This is a genomic window from Acidovorax sp. JHL-9, assembly GCF_000426205.1.
Classification (GTDB): Bacteria; Pseudomonadota; Gammaproteobacteria; order Burkholderiales; family Burkholderiaceae_C; genus Acidovorax; species Acidovorax soli.
This window is the reverse complement of record NZ_AUEX01000036.1, coordinates 18,104-39,415: the sequence shown is the minus strand read 5'-3', so window position 1 is coordinate 39,415 and position 21,312 is coordinate 18,104. Positions and strand designations below refer to the sequence as shown.

The window sequence follows — 21,312 nt, the reverse complement described above, 5'->3', positions numbered from 1 at the left end:
CCCCAAGAATGAGGGGCCGCGTTAGCGACCCCTTACAGCCGCTTTGAGCGGCTCACATCCCGAATGCCCCCGGCTTTGCCGGGGGATGGTTACCCTCGGCCCGCGCGCGCGGGCGGAAAGGCGGCCGGCCGTTCAAGATGACCGCCGCCAAGCTGCGGCTGGCGATGGCGGCAATGGGTCAGCCAGAGACCAAGGTCGGCGACCTGTGCCAGGAACTTGGCGTCACGCGGCAGACCCTGTATCGGCATGTTTCACCCAAGGGTGAGCTACGTCCAGATGGCGAGAAGCTACTCAGCCGAATTTGATGCCGGCATGAGGCAACGTAGCGACAGCGTGGTTTGTCTCAATGGGAAGCGCTCATGATCGATCTTTGAAGGCCCGCAGCAGTCGTGTCACAGACAGGACGAACAAACCGGTCAGCGTGAGGGCTGCGATACCCCAGTACTCTCCGATGAACGCGCCGGCCGTCGTGCCGGCCAGCACAATGGCGAGAATCGGCAAATGGCAGGGACAGGTGAGCACGGCCAGCGCGCCCCACAGGTAGCCGGTGATCGGTTTGTGCGTCTCGGACGGCAAGCGCTCGGGGCTGTTCATGGCAGACTCTCCGCGTGCTGTGCCGGCTCGGTCGGCATGGTGGCCAACTGCACCTCCAGATCGGCCAACGCTTCGCGCCGACGCTCGACGAACTGGCGCAGAACGGCAAGCTGCGCGGCCGCTTCATCGCCGTCCGCAGCATCCAGCGCCCGGCACAGCCGCGCCAGCGCGTCCAGGCCGATGCCCGCCTCGAAGGCCGCCCGCACGAAGCACAGCCGTTGCAAGGCGGCATCATCGAACAGGCCATAGCCGCCCGGGGTGCACGCCACCGGACGCAGCAATCCGCGCAGCAGGTAGTCGCGCACGATATGCACGCTCACCCCGGCATCAAGGGCCAGCCGGGACACGGTGTAGGCGCTCATTGAAAACCTCCTTTTTTTATCCAGCGCAGCAGGAAAGCTGCTTCACGTCCTTGTTGAAGGTCTGCGCCGCAAGCTTCAACCCCTCGACCATTGTCAGGTAGGGGAACAACTGGTCGGCCAGTTCCTGCACCGTCATGCGGTTGCGGATGGCGAGCACCGCCGTCTGGATCAGTTCGCCCGCTTCCGGGGCCACCGCCTGCACGCCGATGAGCCGTCCGCTACCTTCCTCGATGACCAGCTTGATGAAGCCGCGTGTGTCGAAGTTGGCAAGCGCTCGCGGAACGTTGTCGAGTGTCAGCGTGCGACTGTCGGTCTCGATGCCATCGTGGTGCGCTTCCGCCTCGCTGTAGCCCACGGTGGCGACTTGCGGGTCGGTGAACACCACTGCCGGCATCGCGGTCAGATTGAGGGCTGCGTCGCCGCCGGTCATGTTGATCGCGGCACGGGTGCCGGCGGCCGCTGCCACGTAGACGAACTGCGGCTGGTCGGTGCAGTCGCCGGCCGCGTAGATGTTCGGGTTGCTCGTGCGCATGCCTTGGTCGATAACGATGGCCCCTTGCGCATTGACAGTGACCCCCGCCGCGTCCAGCGCGAGGCTGCGCGTATTCGGTGCCCGACCGGTGGCAACCAGCAACTTGTCAGCGCGCAATTCACCGTGTCCGGTGGTCAGCACGAATTCGCCGTTCACATGGGCGACCTGGCTGGCTTGCGTGTGCTCCAGCACCTCGATGCCCTCGGCGCGGAAAGCGGCTGTCACGGCCTCGCCGATGGCCGGGTCTTCCCGGAAGAACAAGGTGCTGCGTGCCAGGATCGTGACCTGGCTGCCGAGCCGGGCAAAGGCTTGCGCCAGTTCCAACGCCACCACCGACGAACCGATCACGGCCAGGCGTGCGGGAATGGTGTCGCTGACAAGCGCTTCGGTGGAAGTCCAGTAGGGTGACTCTTTCAGGCCCGGAATCGGCGGCACGGCCGGACTGGCACCGGTGGCGACCAGGCAGCGGTCGAACGTTACCTCGCGCTCGCCACCCTCGTTCAAACGGACGACCAGGCTCTGGTCGTCCTTGAAACGCGCTTCACCGTGCAAAACGGTGATGGCTGGATTGCCGTCCAGGATGCCTTCGTATTTGGCGTGCCGCAGTTCATCGACACGGGCCTGCTGCTGGGCCAGCAGTTTGCTGCGGTCAATCGCAGGCACAGTTGCCGCAATACCGCCGTCGAACGGACTTTCCCGGCGCAGATGGGCAATATGGGCAGCGCGGATCATGATCTTGGACGGCACACAGCCGATATTGACGCAGGTGCCGCCGATGGTGCCGCGTTCGATCAGCGTGACCGTCGCGCCTTGCTCGACGGCCTTCAGCGCCGCCGCCATCGCGGCCCCGCCGCTGCCAATGATGGCGATATGCAAACCGGCGCCCTCAAGTGCATCACGGATTTTTGGTTCATCTTTGAAATCACCAACCCGGATCGAGCCTTGATAACCCAATGCGGCGATGGCGGCCAGCAGTTGGTTGTGGCTCACGGCGGTGTCTGCCATGACTTGCGCGCGGCTTTCTGGATAGGACACCACAGCGGCATTCACGCCGGGAATCTTTTCCAAAGCATCTTTGACATGGGTGGCGCAGGATGTGCAGGTCATGCCATTCACGGTGATTTCGGTCATTTTTTTACTCCATTGAATTTCGGGGTGCAGCAGGCATCGGCTTGGCGTTTTCGTTGGATGGCGTAGATGGTCAAGCCGATGAAAATCGCCAGCGCAGGCAGCAGCACATAGTCCAGATAGCCGGTCAGCGCGGACAAGCCGACCACACCGAGCAAAATGACCAGAACAGGGGTGAAGCAACACAGCGCCACGAGGGTTGTGCCAATGATGCTGACCCGCAGCAGTGTCTTCGGGTCTTTCATGATCAGTTCTTGACTGATGATGGGTAGCCCGCATCCTCGGTAGCCTTGGTCAGTTTCTGCACGCTGGTCTTGGCATCATCGAAGGTGACCACCGCTTCGCGCGTCTCGAAGGTCACGTCAACTTTACTGACGCCATCGACCTTGGAAATCGCCTTCTTGACAGTGATCGGACAGGCCGAGCAGGTCATGCCCGGTACGGACAGCGTAACGGTCTGGGTGGCGGCCCACACGGGGGCAACAACGGCAGCGAGGGCAAGGGCGGAAAGCAGCTTTTTCATGGTGAACTCCTGTGATCAATAGAAAAATGGCACGACGTAGGGAAATCCGAGCGCGACCAAAACCAGCACGGCCACGCCCCAGAAAATGAGCTTGTAAGTAGCTCGCACTTGGGGAATCGCGCAAACCTCACCCGGTTTGCAGGCGGCTGACGGCCGGTAGATGCGCCGCCAGGCGAAGAACAACGCCACCAGCGCCACGCCGATAAAGATGGGGCGATAGGGTTCCAACACCGTCAAGTTGCCGATCCAAGCGCCGCTGAACCCCAAGGCGATCAGAACCAGCGGCCCGAGGCAGCAAGCCGAGGCGAGGATGGCGGCCAGCCCGCCAGTGAAGAGCGCGCCGCGCCCGTTTTGAGGTTCAGACATACGTTTGTCCTTTCGAATCTGAATTGGATAGCTTAAGCTTACTTCCGTAGTTATGTACGGAGTCAAGCGATATGGAAAACAATTTGGAGAACCTGACCATTGGCGTTTTCGCCAGGACGGCCGGGGTCAATGTGGAGACCATCCGGTTCTATCAGCGCAAGGGCTTGCTCCCGGAACCGGACAAGCCTTACGGCAGCATTCGCCGCTATGGCGAGACGGATGTAACGCGGGTGCGCTTCGTGAAATCAGCCCAGCGGTTGGGCTTCAGCCTGGATGAGATCGCCGAGCTGCTGCGGCTGGAGGATGGCACCCATTGCGAGGAAGCCAGCAGCCTGGCCGAGCACAAGCTCAAGGACGTGCGCGAGAGGATGGCTGACCTGGCGCGCATGGAGGCCGTGCTGTCTGATTTGGTGTGCGCCTGCCATGCGCGGAAGGGGAACGTTTCCTGCCCGCTGATTGCGTCACTGCAAGGGAAGAAAGAACCGCGCAGTGCGGACGCGGTGTAGCCCGAGGGAACTACGCCTTAGCGTGCTTTATTTTCCGTTTTCTGAGGCGACTCCAACGTCAGAAAAGACCGTGCGGTCGACTTTTGATATTTCGTGCTGTCGCCTTCTGAAAGTGACACGCGGCACGGGAATCAAGGCATTGCGATTCTCGAAAATAGTTCTTGAAATCCTATTCTTGATTGCATATCATCTCAACGAGTTTCGATAAGAAAGGATGCCCATGCGACCGTCTGTTGTGCTTGACATGAAGCGAAGCGCAGTGCGTGAAGCGGTAGGCCGCTTTCGCGCCGCGAACCCGCGCGTCTTCGGCTCGGTGCTGCATGGCACCGACCGGGATGGCAGCGACCTCGACCTGTTGGTCGATGCGCTGCCCGGTGCCACGTTGTTGGACTTGGGCGATTTGGAAGAAGAACTGAAATCGCTGCTCGGCGTTGACGTCGATCTGCTGACTCCCGGCGACCTGCCGCCGAAGTTCCGGGCCAAGGTGCTCGCGGAGGCGCAACCGATATGAGCGAGAACCGCCTGCCCGATTACCTCGACCACATTCAGCAGGCCGCAACCGATGCGCGCAGCTTCGTGGAAGGGATGGCCAAGGACGACTTCTTGGCCGACAAGCGCACCCAGCAGGCCGTCATCATGAGCCTGATCGTCATCGGCGAGGCGGCCACAAAGGTGATGGATGGCTACGTCGAGTTCACCCAGGCGCATGCCGACGTGCCGTGGCGCAGCATGCGCAATATGCGTAATCGCATGGCTCACGGCTATTTCGACATCAACCTCGATGTGGTGTGGGAGACGGTACAGGAATGGCTGCCGGCGTTGCTCCAGCAATTGCCCGCCGTGCGTCAGGATGCCGACGATGAAGACCGTAACGACAAAGGCATGGAGCCATGACCAATCAAGCCGCCGATGTTCGGCCCCTCTGGCGTGTTCGATCCCGCGACCTATGAGCCGCGCTCGGGCAAGACCTTCTGGATGGCCGCAACGGACGTGAGTTCGCTGGTGGGCAAGGAGGCAGCAGCCGACACGCTCATCGGCAACTGCACGACCGCACGACCAGCCTCCCGTTCAAATTCGAGTTAGAACTCATATCCAGCCTGTCTGGGGGCACTGTGAAAGAGGGATCTCCGATGACTGTTGAATCGAGAATATTTTCTGTAGCCGAGTATGTTCAGCCGTCCGAAGGCGAGCCTATTCGTTCCGTTGTGCTTGAAACCCGAGACTCAATTATCGTGGTTTGGCATGTCCATCCCGGGCAGGAAATTGCGGCTCACATTCATCCTCACGGCCAAGACACGTGGACTGTTTTGTCGGGAATGGCTGATTACTTTCAGGGCAATGGGATTGTTCGTGCCCTCAGGGAAGGTGAGATAGCCGTGGCAAGACCGGGCCAAGTGCACGGGGCGCGAAATACAGGTACCGAGCCATTTGTGTTCGTCTCGGTTGTGGCATCAGCCAATGCCGGTTTCGTATTGGCTGAGCGATAGAGCCCAATCTCTGGAGTTGGTCCAATGAGCGGTCGGGGAGATAGGTAACAGACATGCAGCGGACACGGCTGCTAAACCAGGTCGCAAACCTCCTTGCGTCGCAGCGTGCCGCAAGCGACGCGATCAATCGAATGGGGTCGGCATGAGACTGAACACCATCCAGTTCCCGACCGCGTAGCCGCCTGTCCTGCCGATCAGGTCTTGACCATCGACGCCTGGGATCAGTCCTGAATGTTCTTGGAGACCACTACGTTATGAGCCGCAGCCGCCGCAAAACACCCATCGTCGGGCACACGACCTGCGGCAGCGAGCGCGAGGACAAGAAGCTCTGGCATCAGCGCTGGCGCACCCGTGAGCGCACGGCGCTGACCAGCGCGTCGCCCGAAGCCCTGAGCGCCCATCTGCCCCTGCTGGAAAACCAGGCCAGCAGCGTCTGGTCGATGGGCAAGGATGGCCGCTCCTACTGGCCCGTCAAGCGCCAGGCCGCCACGGCGGATCGCATCGCCAATCACAAGGGACGCAACCCGCAAGAACGCGCCTCCCTGAAAAAGCGCCTGCTGCGCAAGTGGATGAGCAAATGAAGCTCTCCTTCCATCAGCACATTGCGCTGTTCTGGATGATCGGTGCTCCGGGCGTCTTCGCGCCCGTGATCGAGAACGCCAAGCGGCCCGATGCCGGCGCCGTCATGGCGTGGGGTGTCGCGATCGTGGCGGTGATGATCCTCTTCACCCCTTTGCTGCTGCGCTGTCCACCATTCCGGCGCTGGTATGGCCGGACGGATGCGCTGTCGGAGCGGCAGCGCCAGGCGCTTGCCGAGCGCGGCCTGCGCCGCTACTACCAGACCGCTTTCGATGACGGCTACGTGCCCCGCGTGATGCCCTACGTGTGGCGCATCATCTGGACGGTCGGCGGGTTGATGGCTGTGACCGCCGTACTGCCTACCAACACCGGACGGCCAGCCTTCGATGCCTTGGTGGTCTTCTCGACCTGGTATCCGATAGGCGTGATGCTGCTGGTTTTCGCGTCGAGGCCCCTTGGCCGGTTGATTCGCCAAAGAGCACAGGAGCGGCGGAAATGAGCACGTCAACCATCGAGGCGCTGGCCAGCGCCTGGGCAAGGATTGCCGAGGAAGCGGAATTCCCCGCTGACTACGAGGGGACTGCCACACCACAAGCGCATCGGGCTAGCGAAGCTATTCAGGAGCAGATTCGGGAGCGCATCGTCGCCACCAACGACATGCGGCTGTTCAGCCTGCTGCACCTGCTGGGTCAGGCGTCGCTGCGCATGGAGCAAGCGCTGTGGCCGGAGGATTACGAGCGGATGACGCGCGAGGTTGAGGAAGCCCTGCGGCAAGCCACCGACGCCAACGCCAGATCGTACACCCACGAAGAAGTGATGCAGGCGATGCAGGAACGCATCGACCGGGCGCGAGACAAGCCATGTCGATTGGCTATGCGCGCGTCTCGACGCAGGATCAGAACCTGGAGCTGCAACGCGAAGCCTTGAGCAAGGCCGGATGTAAAAAGGTCTTCGAGGACAAGGTGAGTGGCACGCGGGCAGACCGGCCTGGCTTGGCCAAGACGCTCGAAATGCTGCGCGAAGGCGATACTTTGGTCGTCTGGAAGCTCGACCGGCTGGGCCGGTCGGTCAAGCAACTGGTCGATCTGGTCGGCGATCTGCACAAGCACGGTGTCCAGTTCAGGAGCCTCACCGACTCCATCGACACCGGCACACCATCCGGGCGGTTCTTCTTCCACGTCATGGCGAGCCTTGCCGAAATGGAGCGCGAGCTGACCGTCGAGCGCACCCGCGCCGGGCTGGAAGTCGCCAAGCAGCTCGGCCGCAAAGGCGGCTGCAAGCCGAAGATGACCGACAGCAAGATCGAGTCGGCCAAGAAGCTGCTGGCCAGCGGGGTGCCGCCCAAGGACGTGGCCAAGAACCTCGGCGTGTCCATTCCGACGCTGTACCGCTGGGTGCCAGCCTCCACGCACGCTTAGCGTGCTTTATTTTCCGTTTTCTGAGACGACCCCACCTTGGAGTACTGCCATGACACAGATGCACGCCCATACTTTCCGCATTTCCGTAAATCCGGCCTCAATCCTGGCTCGCCTGCGGCGCCTGGCCGGCCCCGCGCACCACGGCCTGCTGACGGCCGCCGTGATGCTGACGACGGCTGGCACGGCACGGGCCGCCGGTTCGTCGATGCCCTGGGAAGGTCCGCTCGAATCCATTCTCGAATCCATCCAGGGGCCGGTCGCGCGCATCGTCGCGGTCATCATCATCATCGCCACCGGCTTGGCGCTCGCCTTCGGCGACACGAGCGGCGGCTTCCGCAAGCTGATCCAGATCGTGTTCGGTCTGACCATTGCGTTCGCGGCGTCGAGCTTCTTCCTGTCGTTCTTCAGCTTCTCCGGCGGGGCCGTCGTATGAGCACGGCCAGCGACTTGCCGGGCTTCGAGGTGCCACTGCACCGCTCGCTGACCGAGCCGATTCTGATGGGCGGCGCACCGCGCACTGTAGCGATCGCCAACGGGACACTGGCCGCTGCCGTTGGCCTGGGCATGCAACTGTGGATTCCCGGCGTCGTGCTCTGGATCGTCGGCCATTCGCTGGCGGTTTGGGGAGCTCGCGTCGATCCGCAGTTCATGCAGGTGTTTGCCAAGCACCTCAAGCACAAGCCGCTGTTGGACGTCTGACGAGGAGATGCCGCGATGCTGAATCTCGCCGAATACCGTCAGCGCCCGTCCTTGCTTGCCGATTGGTTGCCATGGGCCGGACTGGTCGCGCCGGGTGTCGTCTTGAACAAGGACGGCAGTTTCCAGCGCACGGCGCGCTTTCGTGGGCCTGATTTGGACAGTGCCACTCAAGGCGAACTCATCGCCACGACGGCACGCCTGAACAACGCGCTGCGCCGACTCGGCGCTGGCTGGGCGTTGTTCGTCGAAGCCGAACGCCGGCCGGCGGCGGATTATCCGCACTCGGATTTCCCCGAACCGTTGTCGTGGCTGGTGGACGAAGAACGGCGCGCGACCTTCGAGGAATCAGGCCACCACTTCGAGAGCGGCTATCACCTCACGCTGCAATACCTACCGGCGGAGGAATCCCGTGCCCGTGCGGCCAAGCTGCTGTACGAGAACACGCCGACCGCCGGCGTGGACTGGCGCGAACGCCTGACCGCGTTCGTCGCGGAAACCGGGCGCGTCTTCGACCTACTCGATGGCGTGATGCCGGAGATCAACTGGCTCGACGACGCCGAAACACTGACCTACCTGCACGCGACCGTCTCGACGCGGCGCTACCGCATCGGTGTGCCGGACGTGCCGTTCCACCTTGACGCGCTTCTGGCCGACACGCCCTTGATCGGCGGCCTCGCACCGATGCTCGGCGACCAGCACCTGCGGGTCGTCACGGTGCGTGGCTTCCCAACCTCGACTTGGCCGGGGATTCTGGACGACCTCAACCGGCTGGGCTTCGCTTACCGCTGGAGCACGCGCTTTCTGTGCATGGACAAGTCGGAGGCCGAAAAGGAACTCGGCCGCCTGCGCCGGCAGTGGTTCGCCAAGCGCAAGAACGTGGTGGCGCTTCTGCGCGAAACCATCTTCCAGCAGGAAAGCCCGTTGGTGGATACCGACGCCAGCAACAAATCGGCGGACGCCGATACGGCCTTGCAGGAACTCGGCAGCGATCAAGTCGCCTTCGGCTACGTCACCGCGACTGTGACGGTGCTCGATACCGATGCCGACACGGCTGACGAGAAGCTGCGCATGGTGGAGCGCGCGATTCAGGGGCGGGGCTTCGTGACGATTCCCGAAACCCTCAATTCGGTGGAGGCGTGGCTGTCGTCGGTGCCAGGCAACGCCTACGCCAACGTGCGCCAGCCCATCGTGTCGACGCTGAACCTCGCGCACCTGATGCCGGTGTCGGCGGTGTGGGCCGGGCCGGAGAAGAACGAGCATCTCGACGGCCCGCCGCTGATCGTCACCCGCACCGAAGGCGCGACGCCGTTCCGGCTAGTGACGCACATCGGCGACGTAGGCCATACGCTGATCGCAGGTCCGACGGGCATGGGGAAATCCGTGTTGCTCGCCACGCTGGCGATGCAGTTCCGCCGCTATCCCGGCTCACGCATTTTCGCCTTCGACATGGGTCGCTCCATGCGGGCGACAGCGCTGGGCCTGGGCGGCGAATACTACGACCTCGGCGCTGATGGCGCGATCGCCTTCCAGCCGCTCGCGCGCATCGACCACGAGGGCTACCGAACCTGGGCCGCCGAATGGGTCGAAGGCCGCCTGTTGCACGAAGGCGTAGCTGTCGGCCCCGATGAGAAGGCCGCCATTTGGTCAGCGCTCGGCAGCCTCGCCGGCGCCCCGGTCGAGCAGCGCACGCTCACCGGCTTGTCGGTGCTGCTGCAATCGAACGCGCTGCGGCAGGCGCTCGCGCCCTACGTGCTCGGCGGCGCGCACGGCAAGCTACTTGACGCCGATCACGACCGCCTGGGCGCGGCCGACGTGCAGTGCTTCGAGATGGAGGAGTTGATGCACAGCAAGGCTGCGGTACTAGCCGTGCTGGGCTACCTGTTCGCACGCTTCGATGAGCGGTTCGACGGTGCGCCGACCCTGCTGATCCTCGATGAGTCCTGGCTGTTCCTCGACGACCCGGTATTCGCCGCGCGCATCCGCCAATGGCTCAAGACGCTGCGCAAGAAGAACGTCAGCGTCATCTTCGCCACGCAGTCGCTCGCCGACATCAAGGATTCGAGCATCGCTCCCGCGATCATCGAAAGCTGCGCCAGCCGCATCTTTCTGCCGAACCCTCAGGCAACCGAGCCGCAGATTCGCACGATCTACGAAGGCTTTGGCCTCAACAGCCGCCAGATCGAGATCGTCGCCACCGCGCAGCCCAAACGCGACTACTACTACCAATCCCGTGCAGGCAATCGCCTGTTCGACCTCGATTTGGGGCCCGTCACGCTCGCATTCGCGGGCGCCTCGACGCCCCAGGACCAGCGCGCCATCGACGGCGTGCTTACCGATGCCGGTGCACCGGGCTTTGCCGGTGCCTGGCTGCGCCATCGCGGCCTTGATTGGGCGGCCGACCTGCTGCCGTCCGCACCGTCCGCCGCGTCCTTCCTCGCTCGTCAACCTCTGGAGGTTTCGCCATGAAGATTCGCCTTGTCACCCTCGCTGTTGCCGCGTTGATCGGTGTCATGCCCGCTGCGCAAGCGCAGTGGGTTGTCGTCGATCCGACCAACCTTGTGCAGAACACGTTGACTGCGGTTCGCACGCTGGAGCAAATCAATAACCAGATTCAACAACTCCAGAACCAGGCGCAGTCGCTGATAAATCAGGGGCGCAACCTGGCGAGCCTGCCTTTCGACGTGGTCAACCGGCTGCGCTCGACGCTGGCGACCACCCAGCAACTCATCACGCAGGCGCAAGGGCTGGCGTTCCAAGTGCAGAGCATGGATCAGCAGTTCGCGCAGTTGTACCCGCAGCAGTACGCCGCGACCGTGAGCGGCAATCAGATGTACCAGGACGCGCACCAGCGTTGGCAGAACACGCTCAATGGCTTGCAGACCGCGATGCAGATGCAGGCGCAGGTGTCGCAGAACGTGACCGAAGACGAGGGTGTTTTGACGGATCTCGTAGGCCAAAGCCAGTCGGCTACCGGCGCCTTGCAAGCCATGCAGGCGACCAACCAACTCTTGGCCTTGCAAGCGAAGCAGTCCGTCCAGTCACAACAGCTCCAGCTCACGCAGGGACGTGCCACGGCACTGGAACTGGCGCGGCAGGCCGCTGCCGTCGAACGTGGGCGCGAGGTGACGCGGCGCTTCCTCGGCACCGGCACGGCGTACAGGCCGCAGTCGGTCAATTTCTACGGCAACTGACGGGCATAGCCATGAAACGCGCGCCCATCCTGTTCGCCTTCGCGTGCCTGCTGGCCGGCTGCAACCGGCCGCAGGCATTGTCGGTCGATGCGCTGGCCGCTGATCCGGCGCAGCTGCACGCGTTGCGTGCGCAGTGCCACCGTGGCGAACACGACGACGGGTTCTGCGCGCGAGTGGACCAGGCAGACCTACGCCGCTTCCTCTCCGGGCGGGCCGGGCCAGGTGAATACCAAACGCTGGCTGACCTGCCGCCGATCCCGGCCAGCTTCGACGGCCCCAGCACGCCGACGGAGGAACGGCCATGAACGACGTTTCCATCATTGACCATTTTCTCAACGTCTTTTCTACCTACATCGACTCCGGCTTCGGTCTGCTGCGCGGCGAAGTCGCGTTCCTGACCGCGACGCTGGTGGCGATCGACATGACGCTCGCCGGGTTGTATTGGGCGCTCGGCCATGCGACCGGCCAGGGCGACGACGTGATGGCGAAGCTCATTCGCAAGGTGCTCTACGTCGGCGCCTTCGCCTACATCATCGGCAATTTCAACATGCTGGCCAGCATCGTGTTTCGCTCTTTCGCCGGCTTGGGCCTGACAGCGTCCGGCTCGACCGTGAGCATGGCGACGTTCCTGCAACCGGGACACCTCGCTAAGTCCGGCATTGACGCGGCGGCGCCGATCCTTCAACAGATAAGTGAGATGGCAGGCTTTCCGGAAGTGTTTGTCAACATCGCGCCCATCGTCGTGATGTTCCTCGCCTGGTTCATCGTCATCCTCAGCTTCTTTGTGCTGGCGGTGCAGCTCTTCGTCACGCTGATCGAGTTCAAGCTGACCACGCTCGCCGGCTTCGTGCTGGTGCCGTTCGCGCTTTGGAACAAGACCGCGTTCCTCGCTGAAAAGGTGCTCGGTAACGTCGTGTCGTCGGGCATCAAGGTATTGGTGCTGGCTGTCATCGTCGGCATCGGTACGGGGTTGTTCGCAGAGTTCCCGACCACGCCGGGCGAGCCTTCCATAGACCATGCGCTGGTGGTGATGCTGGCGTCGTTGGCAATGCTTGCGCTGGGCATCTTCGGGCCAGGCATCGCCACCGGGTTGATTTCAGGCGGCCCACAACTCGGTGCTGGCGCGATGGCTGGCGCCGCCCTGGGTGCGGCGGGGACCGCAGTCGCAGTCGGCGCTGCCGCTACCGGCGTCGGTAGCGCTGTGGTGGCTGGAGCGCGCATGGCACCAGCTGCCGCCAGCGCCATCGGCAGCGGCGCCCGCGCCGCTGCCTCGACCGCCAGCAGCGCACGGTCGGCGTTTCAGGTCGGTTCCGCCTCTGCCGGCGGTGGTGCGAAAGGTGCAATGGCGGGCCTAGGTAACGTCGCCAAGACCGGCGCGCAGGCGGTCGGCCAGAGGGCCGCCGCTAGCGCGCGCTCAATCGGGCAGCGCGCCGCTGCCGCCTTCCGCTCGGATGGTGCGGAACAGGCATCCGGTGGTGGCGCAACGGCCGGTGCTGCCGCATCAGGCCCGACCGCCGCAGGCGAAGCCGCCGCGAATAGCGCCAACCAACAACAACCCGCCTGGGCCAAGCGGCTGCATCGCCGCCAGCAGATATCCCATGCCGCCACCACTGCCGCACACACGCTGCGCGGCGGGGACGGCGGCGGCTCGGGCAGCGGACCAAGCCTTACCGATTCCGATTCTTGAGGAGAACCAGCTATGCGATTCAAACGACCGCAGGTGCGCTACGCCGATACGCCGCAGCCTGCCACCCCGTATCAAGCCGCCGCGCAGGTATGGGACGAGCGCATCGGCTCGGCCCGGGTGCAGGCGAAGAATTGGCGGCTGATGGCCTTTGGCTGCCTCGCGCTGGCGCTCTTGATGGCGGGCGGCCTGGTTTGGCGCTCGGCGCAGTCCATCGTCACGCCCTACGTGGTGGAGGTGGACAAGACCGGCCAGGTGCGCGCGATCGGCGAGGCCGCCACGCCGTACCGGCCAGCAGATGCACAGGTCGCCTACCACTTGGCGCACTTCATCACGCTGGTTCGGTCGCTGTCGATTGACCCCATCGTGGTACGGCAGAACTGGCTGGATGCCTACGACTACACCACCGATCGCGGCGCAGCGGTACTCAACGACTACGCGCACACGAATGATCCGTTCGCGCGCGTCGGCAAGGAGTCGGTAACCGTGCAGATCACCAGCGTCGTTCGCGCCAGCGATTCGTCGTTCAACGTGCGCTGGACGGAGCAGCGTTTCGTCAACGGCGCGCCGGCGGGCACCCAACGCTGGAACGCCGTGATTTCCATCGTCCTGCAAACCCCGCGCACCGAGCAACGCCTGCGCAAGAACCCGCTGGGCATCTACGTCAACGGCTTGTCGTGGAGCCGCGAACTGGATGCGTCCGAAGGAGCCAAGCCATGAACCTGTCTTTCCGCTTTTACGCTTTTGTGCTGACTTTGGCGGCCACCGCGTCGTCACTGATGGGCTGCGCCTCGCAGGGCAAGCCCCCGCCGCGCATCTCGCTCGATGAGCCGGTGCTGGCGCAACCGTTGCCCGAACCACCGAAGCCGGTGGAAGTGGTGGAGGTGCCGAAGGTGCTGCCGATGCCGGCGCAGATGAAGCCGCTGCCTGACGTGGACGAAGTCAAGCCCGCGCCGGAGCCGGCCGACGAAACCGTGCGAGTCTCGCGTGCCAACGCCGAGGCGCGCATGGCGCCGACGCGCGAGGGCTACGTCAACGCGATTCAGGTGTGGCCTTTCACCGACGGCGCGCTGTATCAGGTCTACGCTGCGCCGGGGCGCGTCACCGTCGTGTCCCTACAGCCGGGCGAGGAACTGGTGACGGTCGCCGCCGGCGACACGGTGCGTTGGATCGTTGGCGATACGTCCAGCGGCGCCGGCGCCGAGCTGCGCGTCAACGTGCTGGTGAAGCCCACCCGGTCGGGTCTCAAGACCAATCTGGTCGTCACCACGAACCGCAGGACATACCTGCTGGAACTGACCTCGACGGAAAAAGCGTGGATGGCATCGGTGTCTTGGGACTATCCGAAAGATCGGATGTTGGCCTTGCAGCGCCAGTCGCAGGCCGCGCAGGCGACGGCGCCGGTCGATACCGGCCTGTCGCTGGAGAAGATCCGCTTCCGCTACGCGGTCAGCGGCAGCAATCCACCGTGGAAGCCATTGCGCGCTTTCGACGACGGCGAGAAGGTCTATATCCAGTTCCCGGGAGGCATCGCGCAGGGCGAGTTGCCTCCCTTGTTCGTGATCGGCGCTCAGGGCGACGGGCAACTGGTGAACTACCGCTTCCGCTCACCGTACTACATCGTGGATCGGCTGTTCGGCGCGGCCGAACTTCGCTTGGGCGGGGACAAGGGCGACGTGGTGCGCATCGAGCGCACGGATGGCACGCGGGGGAAATGACCATGAGCCAGGACGAAACCCCAGATGTGCCGATTCCCGACACTGCGCCGAAGGTCGCGCCCGAGAACGTGGCGCTGCGGGCTCAGCCGCGCCCGGTGACACGCTTGAATCGGCGAACGCTGGCGCTGCTGACCGGCGGCCTCGGCGTGGCCGTGCTGGGCGCAACGATGTGGTCATTGCAGCCGACGCATCGGCGCAGCGGCAACGAGCCGGCCGAGCTTTACAACGTCGATCGCGTCTCGCGCTCCGAAGGACTGGACCAGCTTCCCACTGATTACTCCAAGCTACCGCCTAAGGTGCCAGAGTTGGGGCCGCCGTTGCCCGGCGACCTGGGGCCGGCCATCGTGAAGTCTCAACAGCAGGCGGTGGCCCGCTACTCGCCGCCCGGCCAAGACCCCGGCGCCGCCGAGCGTGACGCGCGGCGCAAGGAGGCTGAAGCGGCAGCGGGATCGTCAGTGTTCTTCCGCTCCAGCAACCAGCGCGCCGCTACGGCGCCGACGCAGGTGGCCGCCGCCGGCCCGACATCTGGCTTAACCGGCTTCGATCCGCAGGCCGCAGGACCGGCCTCGACGGCGGCCCAGCCCGCCGACCCGACTGCCGTGCAGAACCGCCAAGACCAGAAAGAGGCGTTCCAGAAAGTCGGAACTACGGAAACCCGTAATTCCGGCATTCTGCAAATGCCGACTTCGCCGTACCAGGTGATGGCCGGCACGGTGATCGCCGCGGCGCTCGTAACGGGCATCAAGTCCGACCTGCCGGGCGACGTGATCGGCACGGTGACGGAGCCGGTGTACGACACCGCGACCGGCCGCTATCTGCTGATCCCGCAGGGATCGCGCATCTTCGGCAAATACAACAGCCAGGTCGCTTATGGGCAGAGCCGCGTGCAGGTGGTGTGGAACCGGGTCATCCTGCCGGACACGTCATCGCTCACGCTCGACAACTTGGCCGGCACTGACCCGGCCGGCTACGCCGGCCTGGAGGATGGCGTCGATTGGCATTGGGATCGCATCTTCGCTGGCGCGGCACTGACGACGCTGCTGGGCGTCGGTGCCGAGCTGGCCGCACCGGAGAATCGTCAGGGCGGCGATCGCGTCATCATCGCCGGACGCGACAGCCTGCAAGACAGTGTGAACCAGGCGGGACAGGAGATGACCCGGCGCAACCTCAACATCCAGCCGACACTGACAGAGCGGCCCGGCCTGCCGGTGCGCATCATCGTCAACCGCGACCTGGTGCTGCGGCCATACCAGCCGCTGTTCTTCAACCGGGGGACTTCACGATGAGCACAACGCGCAAACTGCGACTGGGGCCATTGCCCAAGACCGAGAGCGTCAAGCTGACCTTCGCGTGCCCGATCAGCCTCAAGGCCGATCTCGACCGCTACGCCGCGCTGCATGCGCAGGCCCACGGTGAAGCAGTCGATGCGACGACGCTGATCCCATACATGCTGGAGGCGTTCATGGCCGGAGATCGGGGATTCAGGAAAAGCGGCGGGGCTAAGGCCCCGCCTCCGAAACCAAGCTGACCACGCTTTACTATCATCAGCCACCGCATGACCAGCGCGCAGCCCAAGGGCTGCGCGTTCGCTTTCAGCGGCGAGGTGGGGATGAGAATCCCTCGACGGTTGCTTGATCGCCCGCCATGACGCGATGAGGCTTTCTGCCGCGATGCTTCTGTGTGGCTCCTGGCCCATAAAGTCGGAAGCTCTCCAAGCAACCTCGATTCGATCTAGCCCGTTGACCTGTATAGGCTTCTGATGCGACCTGCATTCAGGCAAAACGCTTGACACAAGCCATTTTTTATCGACTGATATAAAATAACGGGAGTCCGCTGCGATCCCCGCCGCGACTGCCTTGCTCGAAGGGAGATCCAAGTGGCCGTTATTGATCTTGATCGACAACTGCAAGAATTGCGAAAGGAGTTCGCCCGCACCGCTCCAGCCGGCCGGGTCGCGCTCTATGAGTCCAGGATCGAGGAACTGCGATCGACCTTTGCGAGGCACGCTGCGCTGAAGGAGGGAGACAGGGCCCCCGACTTTTCGTTGCCGGACGCCCAAGGCGGCACGGTGTCGCTGTCCGCTGCTCTCAAGCAAGGTCCTGTGGTGGTGACCTTCTATCGAGGTGGCTGGTGTCCGTACTGCAACCTCCAACTGCGGTCCTACCAGGCCTTGCTGCCCGAGTTGGCATCCTTTGGCGCAAGCATGCTGGCCATCTCACCTCAGCTTCCGGACGCATCACTGTCAACCGCGGAGCGCGAGGCGTTGACGTTTAACGTCCTGAGCGATCTGGGCAATGACGTGGCTCGCCAATTCGGGCTGGTCTATCCATTGCCGCAGGAACTGCGCGATGCCTTGAGTTCCAGCAACAAGGCGCTGCCGAGCATAAATGGGGACGCCAGTTGGGAGCTGCCCGTTCCCGCCACCTATGTGATCACGCCGAACCAGAGGATCTCGCTGGCTTTCATCGAGGTCGATTACCGGCAGCGATTGGCCCCGCAGCGACTTCTTGCGGCGCTGCAAGAGCAGGCGGTTACGTGACGCAGGCCGTCGACTTGGTGCAAGAAGCGGTAGTCGGACCGGCTGCCGCGTCGTGGCCTCAGAGATCATCCCGGAACGTCTTGCGCGGATTCTGCTGGGCCGGGCTCAGCGTCACGATCTTTGCGGGCTGGTTCGTCGTGACGCGCTTCAGTGTCACGCGCGAACTTCGCCTGTGGGATGTGACCGCGCTGCGGTTCGGCATCGGTGCCGTCATTCTTCTTCCAGTGCTGTTGCGGGGAAAGAGACGCCTATCAGCCAAGGAATGGCGTGAGGGGCTGGTCTATGCCTGCCTTTGGGGGTTGCCCTTCGTCCTGGCGGTCGCGCTCGGCCTGCAGCTCACGTCGGCCGGCCGCGCGGCAGCGATAGCGCCGACCCTGATGCCGGTATTCGCGGGCGCCTTCGCGTGGATTTTCCTGAAAGAGAAACAGGGCCGCGCGCGCTGGTGTGGCTACCTCGCCATCATCATCGGACTGGTGTGCATGGTTGCAGGCGGTGTTTCCGCTCACGGTGGCATGAACCCGATGGGCCTCATCGCCCTGATGACTGCCGCCGCCATGTGGGCCGTCTACACGCTGCTTTTTCGGCGCAGCGCCCTGACACCTGTGCAGGCCGCAGCCCTGATCTGCTTCTGGTCGGCCATCCTCTTCCTGCCGATCTATATTTTTGGCGGGCTCAGTCGCCTCGCCATGGCCTCACCCAGCGAGATCGGCTTGCAGGCCGTCTATCAGGGCGTCCTGATGAGCGGCGTTGCGATCGTTTCCTTCAATCGCTCTGTCGCGCTTCTGGGCCCATCTGCGGCCACAGCCATCATCGCCCTGATTCCGGTCGTTGCTTCGCTGGCCGCCATTCCCGTACTTGGAGAGCTGCCGTCTGGTGGAGAGTGCGTTGCACTTGCCGTCGTTGTTGGCGGCGTGCTCTTGGCAGCACGTCCTGCCCGTAAAGCAGCGAAGCCATCGATTTCCGCAACCACGAGGCATACACCATGATCCGGTTCTACTTTCATCCGACCCCCAACCCCGCAAAGATCGCGCTCTTTCTGGAGGAGACCGGTCTGGCCTACGAAGCCTTGCCGGTCGACACAAGCAAGGGCGAGCAGCATGCGCCCGCCTTTCGTGCGATCAATCCGAACGGCAAGGTACCGGCCATCGTCGATACCGAGGGGCCGGGCGGCAACGAAGTCAGGGTCTTCGACTCGACCGCCATCCTGATCTATCTGGCGGAAAAGACCGGCCAGCTTCTGGGCACGTCCGAGGATCGGCCGGAGTTGCTGTCCTGGCTGCTCTTCATCGCCTCGGGATTGGGGCCGTTCTCCGGGCAGGCGGTGCACTTCCAGTTCGCCGCACCCGAGGGCTTGGACTACGCGGCCAATCGTTACCGCCGCGAGGCGGAGCGGCACTATCAGGTTCTCAACGATCACCTGTCCGGACGCGAGTTCATCGTCGGCAGCGGTTTCACGATCGCCGACATCTCCGCCTGGGGCTGGCTCGATCGCGCTTCCCGCGTGCGCAAGGGCGCCGAGGATCCTCTGGGGCCCTTTCCCGAACTGAAGCGGTGGTTCGCAGGCGTGGATGCGCGTCCGGCGGTCGCTCGCGCCCGGGCGCTCGCCAAGAGCCATGCGTTCAAGGCGATCAACGACGAGGAGACCAAGCGTGCGCTCTTCCCGTCGAACTATCCCCCTGCATCGGCGCAAGGAGTTTGAAATGGAACTGAAGAACAAGCGGGTCCTCGTCACGGGCGGATCGAGCGGGATCGGCCTCGCGCTGGCCCATGCGCTGATCGCGCGAGGCGCCAGGGTGGTCATCACCGGAAGGCGCAGAAGCGTCCTGGACGATGCACTGCGCAGCCTTGACTCGGCGACGGGCGTCTGCGCTGACGTGGGAAGTCCCGAGGGACGCGCGGCCACGCTGGACCAGGCGATACAGACGCTGGGCGGACTCGACATCCTCGTCAACAACGCCGGCGGCGTGCGGGCTGGCCGGCTGGAGAACACCACGGAAGCCGATATCGAGCAGATGGTGATCGTCGACTTGCTCGCGCCAGTCTTGTTGACCCGCGCGGCGCTCCCCGCTCTGCGGGCCAGCGGAGATGCCATGGTGGTGAATGTCGCATCCGGCATTGCCCTGGTCGGCGCACCCTTCTATGCAACGTATGCCGCGGTGAAAGCAGGTCTGGCTCGCTTTGGCGAGGCGCTCAGGCGCGAGCTCAAGGGCGAAGGCATTCATGTGTTGACGGCCTATCCTGGAGGCACGGACACGCCGATGATGAAGTCGAATCGCGCTGGTCCCGAACTGGGGTTTTCGCGCGAGCCTGCTTCTGCGGTGGCCGATGCCATCGTCGCCGGGATCGAGGCGAACGCTTTCGAGGTCATCCGGGGCGGGGAGGCGAGAGCCCAGATGATTGCGCTCAACCGTAACGATCCGGTAGCGGTCGATGCGAGATTCCTGACGCTCAAGAGCGCGCTGGAAGAGGCGGTCAAGGACCACAGCGCATTGTGACGACGCGGCATCAAGCACCGCATCCACTCACGAAGCCAACCACGAACCGATCCAGGAACGATCATGGCGCGCCCCAGAGAGTTTGACGAAGCAGTGGCCCTCGATGCCGCGATTCAATGCTTCTGGTCGAGGGGCTACGAAGCCACCTCGGTGCGGGACCTGGCCGACGCGATGGGTATCGCCGGCCCCAGTCTGTACAACACGTTTGGCGACAAACGCACGCTGTACCGGCAGGCGCTCGAACACTATGTCGAGCGAGGCTTTTGCGATCGGGTCCGGCGCTTCGAGTCCCAGTTGGCACCTCGTGCGGCCATCGGTGCGTTCTTCGATGAGATCATCGAATTGTCGCTGGCCGACGACCAGCGCAAGGGATGCCTGATCGTGAACTCGGCACTGGAGCTGGCACCTCACGACGCGGAGTTTCAGGCTGCACTGGCCGCTGTCTTGCGCGACATGGAGGCCTTCTTCTACCGTTGCGTCAAGGCCGGCCAAGATGCCGGCGCGATCAACATCACGTTGCCGGCCGATGATCTCGCCCGGATGCTGCTCGGCTTGCTAATGGGGCTGCGCGTCCTCGCGCGATCGCGGCCAGAACCGGAATTGCTGCGTGGGCTTGTCCGGCCCGCATTGGCGCTGCTCGATGGCGCCGGCACATCTCAACGACGGAGTCGCAAATGATCGACCTCTACTATTGGCCCACGCCCAATGGCCACAAGGTCACGATGTTTCTGGAGGAGGCTGGCCTCGAATACCGCATTCATCCTGTCGACATCAGTGCGGGCGACCAGTTCAAGCCTGAGTTCCTCGCGTTCTCGCCGAACAACCGGATGCCTGCGATCATCGACATGCAGCCGGTCGACGGCGGGGAGCCCGTGACCGTCTTTGAATCGGGCGCCATCCTGGTCTATCTTGCGGAGAAAACGGGTCGCTTCATGCCGACCGACCTGCGTGAGCGCAAGGCGGTGCTGGAATGGCTCTTCTGGCAGGTCGGTGGACTCGGCCCCATGGCCGGTCAGAACCATCACTTTGGCATCTATGCGCCCGAGAAGATCCCCTATGCCATCACGCGCTACGTCAACGAGACCAATCGCCTGTACGGTGTGCTCGACCGACGCCTGGCCGTGCAGGAATATCTCGCAGGTGAAACCTATTCGATCGCGGACATGGCGACCTACCCCTGGGTGGTGCCGTGGAAGCGCCAGCAGCAGGAACTCGACGAGTTCCCCAGTCTGCGGCGGTGGTTTGATGCGATTCGCAATCGTCCCGCGACGATCAGGGCCTATGCGCGCGGCGAGCCTTTCGCATCGCGTCCTGCGGTGACGGAGGAGGGCAAGAAGCTTCTGTTCGGTCAAACTGCCGCAGGCCCGCAGGCGCGCTGATACGTTTATGGTGCACACACCAGCGATTACTCAAAGTCAAAGCAATCACGCGACGTGGGCGTGCGCCAGCTGCTGCAGGGAGCTCGGGAATTCGTGGAGATCTTTCGAGGCG

Annotated in this window: 31 protein-coding genes and 1 pseudogene; 26 read left to right on the top strand and 6 right to left on the bottom strand. The window is 63.7% G+C overall.

All coding sequences use genetic code 11. The features are described 5' to 3' along the window. Positions 1–89: 89 nt before the first annotated feature. Positions 90–305, top strand: a pseudogene (locus K225_RS21950) (helix-turn-helix domain-containing protein); the annotation flags it as partial. A gap of 52 nt (positions 306–357) precedes the next feature. Here K225_RS21950 and merE read toward each other — a convergent pair. From merE to merT, 6 genes are read right to left on the bottom strand one after another with little or no spacing between them, the layout of a single operon-like run. After that, positions 358–594: a broad-spectrum mercury transporter MerE gene (gene merE, locus K225_RS0117705; RefSeq protein ID WP_001087809.1), complete on the bottom strand. Its 237-nt coding sequence runs from the start codon at positions 592–594 to the stop codon at positions 358–360. Further along, positions 591–956 carry a mercury resistance co-regulator MerD gene (gene merD / locus K225_RS0117700; RefSeq protein ID WP_003465059.1) on the bottom strand — a complete coding sequence of 122 codons (366 nt, stop codon included), beginning with the start codon at positions 954–956 and terminating at the stop codon, positions 591–593. Before merD ends, merE begins: the two co-directional genes overlap by 4 nt. Before the next feature lie 16 nt (positions 957–972). Further along, the gene (gene merA, locus K225_RS0117695; protein ID WP_000136268.1) at positions 973–2,619 is read right to left on the bottom strand and encodes a mercury(II) reductase; all 1,647 of its coding nucleotides are present in this window, start codon (positions 2,617–2,619) and stop codon (positions 973–975) included. Then, positions 2,616–2,861 (bottom strand): mercury resistance system transport protein MerF, encoded by a 246-nt coding sequence (merF, locus tag K225_RS0117690; protein WP_000654684.1) that lies wholly within the window; start codon positions 2,859–2,861, stop codon positions 2,616–2,618. The genes merA and merF overlap by 4 nt, the downstream gene beginning before the upstream one ends. Before the next feature lie 2 nt (positions 2,862–2,863). Beyond that, entirely contained in the window at positions 2,864–3,139 is a 276-nt protein-coding gene (gene merP / locus K225_RS0117685) for a mercury resistance system periplasmic binding protein MerP (protein WP_000735441.1), read from the bottom strand. 15 nt (positions 3,140–3,154) lie between these two features. After that, positions 3,155–3,505, bottom strand: coding sequence for a mercuric ion transporter MerT (gene merT, locus K225_RS0117680; protein ID WP_001294667.1), 351 nt, complete (start codon positions 3,503–3,505; stop codon positions 3,155–3,157). Between the two features lie 71 nt (positions 3,506–3,576). Here merT and merR point away from each other — a divergent pair, with 71 nt between their 5' ends. The 25 genes from merR (at position 3,577) to K225_RS0117565 (ending at position 21,200) form a co-directional block, all read left to right on the top strand. Then, positions 3,577–4,011, top strand: a complete 435-nt coding sequence (gene merR, locus K225_RS0117675; RefSeq protein ID WP_000429838.1) for an Hg(II)-responsive transcriptional regulator — start codon at positions 3,577–3,579, stop codon at positions 4,009–4,011. Between the two features lie 220 nt (positions 4,012–4,231). Then, positions 4,232–4,522 (top strand): nucleotidyltransferase family protein, encoded by a 291-nt coding sequence (locus K225_RS0117670; RefSeq protein WP_001247892.1) that lies wholly within the window; start codon positions 4,232–4,234, stop codon positions 4,520–4,522. Further along, positions 4,519–4,905: a DUF86 domain-containing protein gene (locus tag K225_RS0117665; RefSeq protein WP_003100872.1), complete on the top strand. Its 387-nt coding sequence runs from the start codon at positions 4,519–4,521 to the stop codon at positions 4,903–4,905. The genes K225_RS0117670 and K225_RS0117665 overlap by 4 nt, the downstream gene beginning before the upstream one ends. 15 nt (positions 4,906–4,920) lie before the next feature. Then, complete coding sequence (locus tag K225_RS22475; RefSeq protein WP_003154411.1) at positions 4,921–5,094, top strand: hypothetical protein; 174 nt, start codon at positions 4,921–4,923, stop codon at positions 5,092–5,094. A 47-nt stretch (positions 5,095–5,141) separates the two neighbouring features. Beyond that, on the top strand, positions 5,142–5,498 hold the full coding sequence (locus tag K225_RS21945) for a cupin domain-containing protein (protein ID WP_003465043.1): 357 nt from the start codon (positions 5,142–5,144) through the stop codon (positions 5,496–5,498). Positions 5,499–5,752: 254 nt separating this feature from the next. Further along, positions 5,753–6,079: a hypothetical protein gene (locus K225_RS0117660; protein ID WP_003100858.1), complete on the top strand. Its 327-nt coding sequence runs from the start codon at positions 5,753–5,755 to the stop codon at positions 6,077–6,079. Next, positions 6,076–6,576 (top strand): hypothetical protein, encoded by a 501-nt coding sequence (locus K225_RS0117655; RefSeq protein ID WP_003100856.1) that lies wholly within the window; start codon positions 6,076–6,078, stop codon positions 6,574–6,576. Before K225_RS0117660 ends, K225_RS0117655 begins: the two co-directional genes overlap by 4 nt. Beyond that, positions 6,573–7,004, top strand: a complete 432-nt coding sequence (locus tag K225_RS21160; protein ID WP_304412677.1) for a hypothetical protein — start codon at positions 6,573–6,575, stop codon at positions 7,002–7,004. Before K225_RS0117655 ends, K225_RS21160 begins: the two co-directional genes overlap by 4 nt. Continuing rightward, complete coding sequence (locus tag K225_RS0117645; RefSeq protein WP_026437608.1) at positions 6,938–7,495, top strand: recombinase family protein; 558 nt, start codon at positions 6,938–6,940, stop codon at positions 7,493–7,495. Before K225_RS21160 ends, K225_RS0117645 begins: the two co-directional genes overlap by 67 nt. Before the next feature lie 49 nt (positions 7,496–7,544). After that, complete coding sequence (locus K225_RS0117640; protein WP_014995132.1) at positions 7,545–7,928, top strand: TrbC/VirB2 family protein; 384 nt, start codon at positions 7,545–7,547, stop codon at positions 7,926–7,928. Then, positions 7,925–8,194, top strand: a complete 270-nt coding sequence (locus K225_RS0117635) for a VirB3 family type IV secretion system protein (protein ID WP_026437607.1) — start codon at positions 7,925–7,927, stop codon at positions 8,192–8,194. Before K225_RS0117640 ends, K225_RS0117635 begins: the two co-directional genes overlap by 4 nt. 15 nt (positions 8,195–8,209) lie before the next feature. Next, the gene (gene trbE / locus K225_RS0117630; protein ID WP_026437606.1) at positions 8,210–10,660 is read left to right on the top strand and encodes a conjugal transfer protein TrbE; all 2,451 of its coding nucleotides are present in this window, start codon (positions 8,210–8,212) and stop codon (positions 10,658–10,660) included. Next, entirely contained in the window at positions 10,657–11,385 is a 729-nt protein-coding gene (trbJ, locus tag K225_RS0117625) for a P-type conjugative transfer protein TrbJ (protein ID WP_026437605.1), read from the top strand. Before trbE ends, trbJ begins: the two co-directional genes overlap by 4 nt. Before the next feature lie 11 nt (positions 11,386–11,396). Further along, positions 11,397–11,690: a hypothetical protein gene (locus K225_RS0117620; protein ID WP_026437604.1), complete on the top strand. Its 294-nt coding sequence runs from the start codon at positions 11,397–11,399 to the stop codon at positions 11,688–11,690. Further along, positions 11,687–13,072: a P-type conjugative transfer protein TrbL gene (gene trbL / locus K225_RS0117615; RefSeq protein ID WP_026437603.1), complete on the top strand. Its 1,386-nt coding sequence runs from the start codon at positions 11,687–11,689 to the stop codon at positions 13,070–13,072. The genes K225_RS0117620 and trbL overlap by 4 nt, the downstream gene beginning before the upstream one ends. Positions 13,073–13,084: 12 nt before the next feature. Then, positions 13,085–13,789 (top strand): conjugal transfer protein TrbF, encoded by a 705-nt coding sequence (gene trbF, locus K225_RS0117610; RefSeq protein WP_026437602.1) that lies wholly within the window; start codon positions 13,085–13,087, stop codon positions 13,787–13,789. Beyond that, entirely contained in the window at positions 13,786–14,787 is a 1,002-nt protein-coding gene (gene trbG, locus K225_RS0117605; RefSeq protein ID WP_026437601.1) for a P-type conjugative transfer protein TrbG, read from the top strand. Before trbF ends, trbG begins: the two co-directional genes overlap by 4 nt. Positions 14,788–15,464: 677 nt before the next feature. Then, a complete protein-coding gene (locus K225_RS22840) occupies positions 15,465–16,073 on the top strand; it encodes a TrbI/VirB10 family protein (RefSeq protein ID WP_369794879.1) in 609 nt (202 codons plus the stop codon). Then, complete coding sequence (locus K225_RS0117595; protein ID WP_026437599.1) at positions 16,070–16,315, top strand: DUF2274 domain-containing protein; 246 nt, start codon at positions 16,070–16,072, stop codon at positions 16,313–16,315. The genes K225_RS22840 and K225_RS0117595 overlap by 4 nt, the downstream gene beginning before the upstream one ends. 348 nt (positions 16,316–16,663) lie before the next feature. After that, the gene (locus tag K225_RS0117590) at positions 16,664–17,326 is read left to right on the top strand and encodes a peroxiredoxin-like family protein (protein ID WP_013521175.1); all 663 of its coding nucleotides are present in this window, start codon (positions 16,664–16,666) and stop codon (positions 17,324–17,326) included. 80 nt (positions 17,327–17,406) lie between these two features. Beyond that, positions 17,407–18,312, top strand: a complete 906-nt coding sequence (locus K225_RS0117585) for a DMT family transporter (RefSeq protein WP_238323270.1) — start codon at positions 17,407–17,409, stop codon at positions 18,310–18,312. After that, positions 18,309–19,025, top strand: a complete 717-nt coding sequence (locus K225_RS0117580) for a glutathione S-transferase family protein (RefSeq protein WP_013521173.1) — start codon at positions 18,309–18,311, stop codon at positions 19,023–19,025. Before K225_RS0117585 ends, K225_RS0117580 begins: the two co-directional genes overlap by 4 nt. Position 19,026: 1 nt before the next feature. Beyond that, entirely contained in the window at positions 19,027–19,821 is a 795-nt protein-coding gene (locus K225_RS0117575; RefSeq protein ID WP_013521172.1) for an SDR family oxidoreductase, read from the top strand. A 63-nt stretch (positions 19,822–19,884) separates the two neighbouring features. Continuing rightward, on the top strand, positions 19,885–20,499 hold the full coding sequence (locus K225_RS0117570; protein ID WP_013521171.1) for a TetR/AcrR family transcriptional regulator: 615 nt from the start codon (positions 19,885–19,887) through the stop codon (positions 20,497–20,499). Next, positions 20,496–21,200: a glutathione binding-like protein gene (locus K225_RS0117565; protein WP_013521170.1), complete on the top strand. Its 705-nt coding sequence runs from the start codon at positions 20,496–20,498 to the stop codon at positions 21,198–21,200. Before K225_RS0117570 ends, K225_RS0117565 begins: the two co-directional genes overlap by 4 nt. Positions 21,201–21,312: the final 112 nt, after the last annotated feature.

Coding starts and splice junctions, on each gene's coding strand:
- merE (WP_001087809.1), bottom strand. CDS start 594: ATGAACAGCCCCGAGCGCTTGCCGTCCGAGACGCACAAACCGATCACC.
- merD (WP_003465059.1), bottom strand. CDS start 956: ATGAGCGCCTACACCGTGTCCCGGCTGGCCCTTGATGCCGGGGTGAGC.
- merA (WP_000136268.1), bottom strand. CDS start 2,619: ATGACCGAAATCACCGTGAATGGCATGACCTGCACATCCTGCGCCACC.
- merF (WP_000654684.1), bottom strand. CDS start 2,861: ATGAAAGACCCGAAGACACTGCTGCGGGTCAGCATCATTGGCACAACC.
- merP (WP_000735441.1), bottom strand. CDS start 3,139: ATGAAAAAGCTGCTTTCCGCCCTTGCCCTCGCTGCCGTTGTTGCCCCC.
- merT (WP_001294667.1), bottom strand. CDS start 3,505: ATGTCTGAACCTCAAAACGGGCGCGGCGCGCTCTTCACTGGCGGGCTG.
- merR (WP_000429838.1), top strand. CDS start 3,577: ATGGAAAACAATTTGGAGAACCTGACCATTGGCGTTTTCGCCAGGACG.
- K225_RS0117670 (WP_001247892.1), top strand. CDS start 4,232: ATGCGACCGTCTGTTGTGCTTGACATGAAGCGAAGCGCAGTGCGTGAA.
- K225_RS0117665 (WP_003100872.1), top strand. CDS start 4,519: ATGAGCGAGAACCGCCTGCCCGATTACCTCGACCACATTCAGCAGGCC.
- K225_RS22475 (WP_003154411.1), top strand. CDS start 4,921: ATGTTCGGCCCCTCTGGCGTGTTCGATCCCGCGACCTATGAGCCGCGC.
- K225_RS21945 (WP_003465043.1), top strand. CDS start 5,142: ATGACTGTTGAATCGAGAATATTTTCTGTAGCCGAGTATGTTCAGCCG.
- K225_RS0117660 (WP_003100858.1), top strand. CDS start 5,753: ATGAGCCGCAGCCGCCGCAAAACACCCATCGTCGGGCACACGACCTGC.
- K225_RS0117655 (WP_003100856.1), top strand. CDS start 6,076: ATGAAGCTCTCCTTCCATCAGCACATTGCGCTGTTCTGGATGATCGGT.
- K225_RS21160 (WP_304412677.1), top strand. CDS start 6,573: ATGAGCACGTCAACCATCGAGGCGCTGGCCAGCGCCTGGGCAAGGATT.
- K225_RS0117645 (WP_026437608.1), top strand. CDS start 6,938: ATGTCGATTGGCTATGCGCGCGTCTCGACGCAGGATCAGAACCTGGAG.
- K225_RS0117640 (WP_014995132.1), top strand. CDS start 7,545: ATGACACAGATGCACGCCCATACTTTCCGCATTTCCGTAAATCCGGCC.
- K225_RS0117635 (WP_026437607.1), top strand. CDS start 7,925: ATGAGCACGGCCAGCGACTTGCCGGGCTTCGAGGTGCCACTGCACCGC.
- trbE (WP_026437606.1), top strand. CDS start 8,210: ATGCTGAATCTCGCCGAATACCGTCAGCGCCCGTCCTTGCTTGCCGAT.
- trbJ (WP_026437605.1), top strand. CDS start 10,657: ATGAAGATTCGCCTTGTCACCCTCGCTGTTGCCGCGTTGATCGGTGTC.
- K225_RS0117620 (WP_026437604.1), top strand. CDS start 11,397: ATGAAACGCGCGCCCATCCTGTTCGCCTTCGCGTGCCTGCTGGCCGGC.
- trbL (WP_026437603.1), top strand. CDS start 11,687: ATGAACGACGTTTCCATCATTGACCATTTTCTCAACGTCTTTTCTACC.
- trbF (WP_026437602.1), top strand. CDS start 13,085: ATGCGATTCAAACGACCGCAGGTGCGCTACGCCGATACGCCGCAGCCT.
- trbG (WP_026437601.1), top strand. CDS start 13,786: ATGAACCTGTCTTTCCGCTTTTACGCTTTTGTGCTGACTTTGGCGGCC.
- K225_RS22840 (WP_369794879.1), top strand. CDS start 15,465: ATGCCGACTTCGCCGTACCAGGTGATGGCCGGCACGGTGATCGCCGCG.
- K225_RS0117595 (WP_026437599.1), top strand. CDS start 16,070: ATGAGCACAACGCGCAAACTGCGACTGGGGCCATTGCCCAAGACCGAG.
- K225_RS0117580 (WP_013521173.1), top strand. CDS start 18,309: ATGATCCGGTTCTACTTTCATCCGACCCCCAACCCCGCAAAGATCGCG.
- K225_RS0117575 (WP_013521172.1), top strand. CDS start 19,027: ATGGAACTGAAGAACAAGCGGGTCCTCGTCACGGGCGGATCGAGCGGG.
- K225_RS0117570 (WP_013521171.1), top strand. CDS start 19,885: ATGGCGCGCCCCAGAGAGTTTGACGAAGCAGTGGCCCTCGATGCCGCG.
- K225_RS0117565 (WP_013521170.1), top strand. CDS start 20,496: ATGATCGACCTCTACTATTGGCCCACGCCCAATGGCCACAAGGTCACG.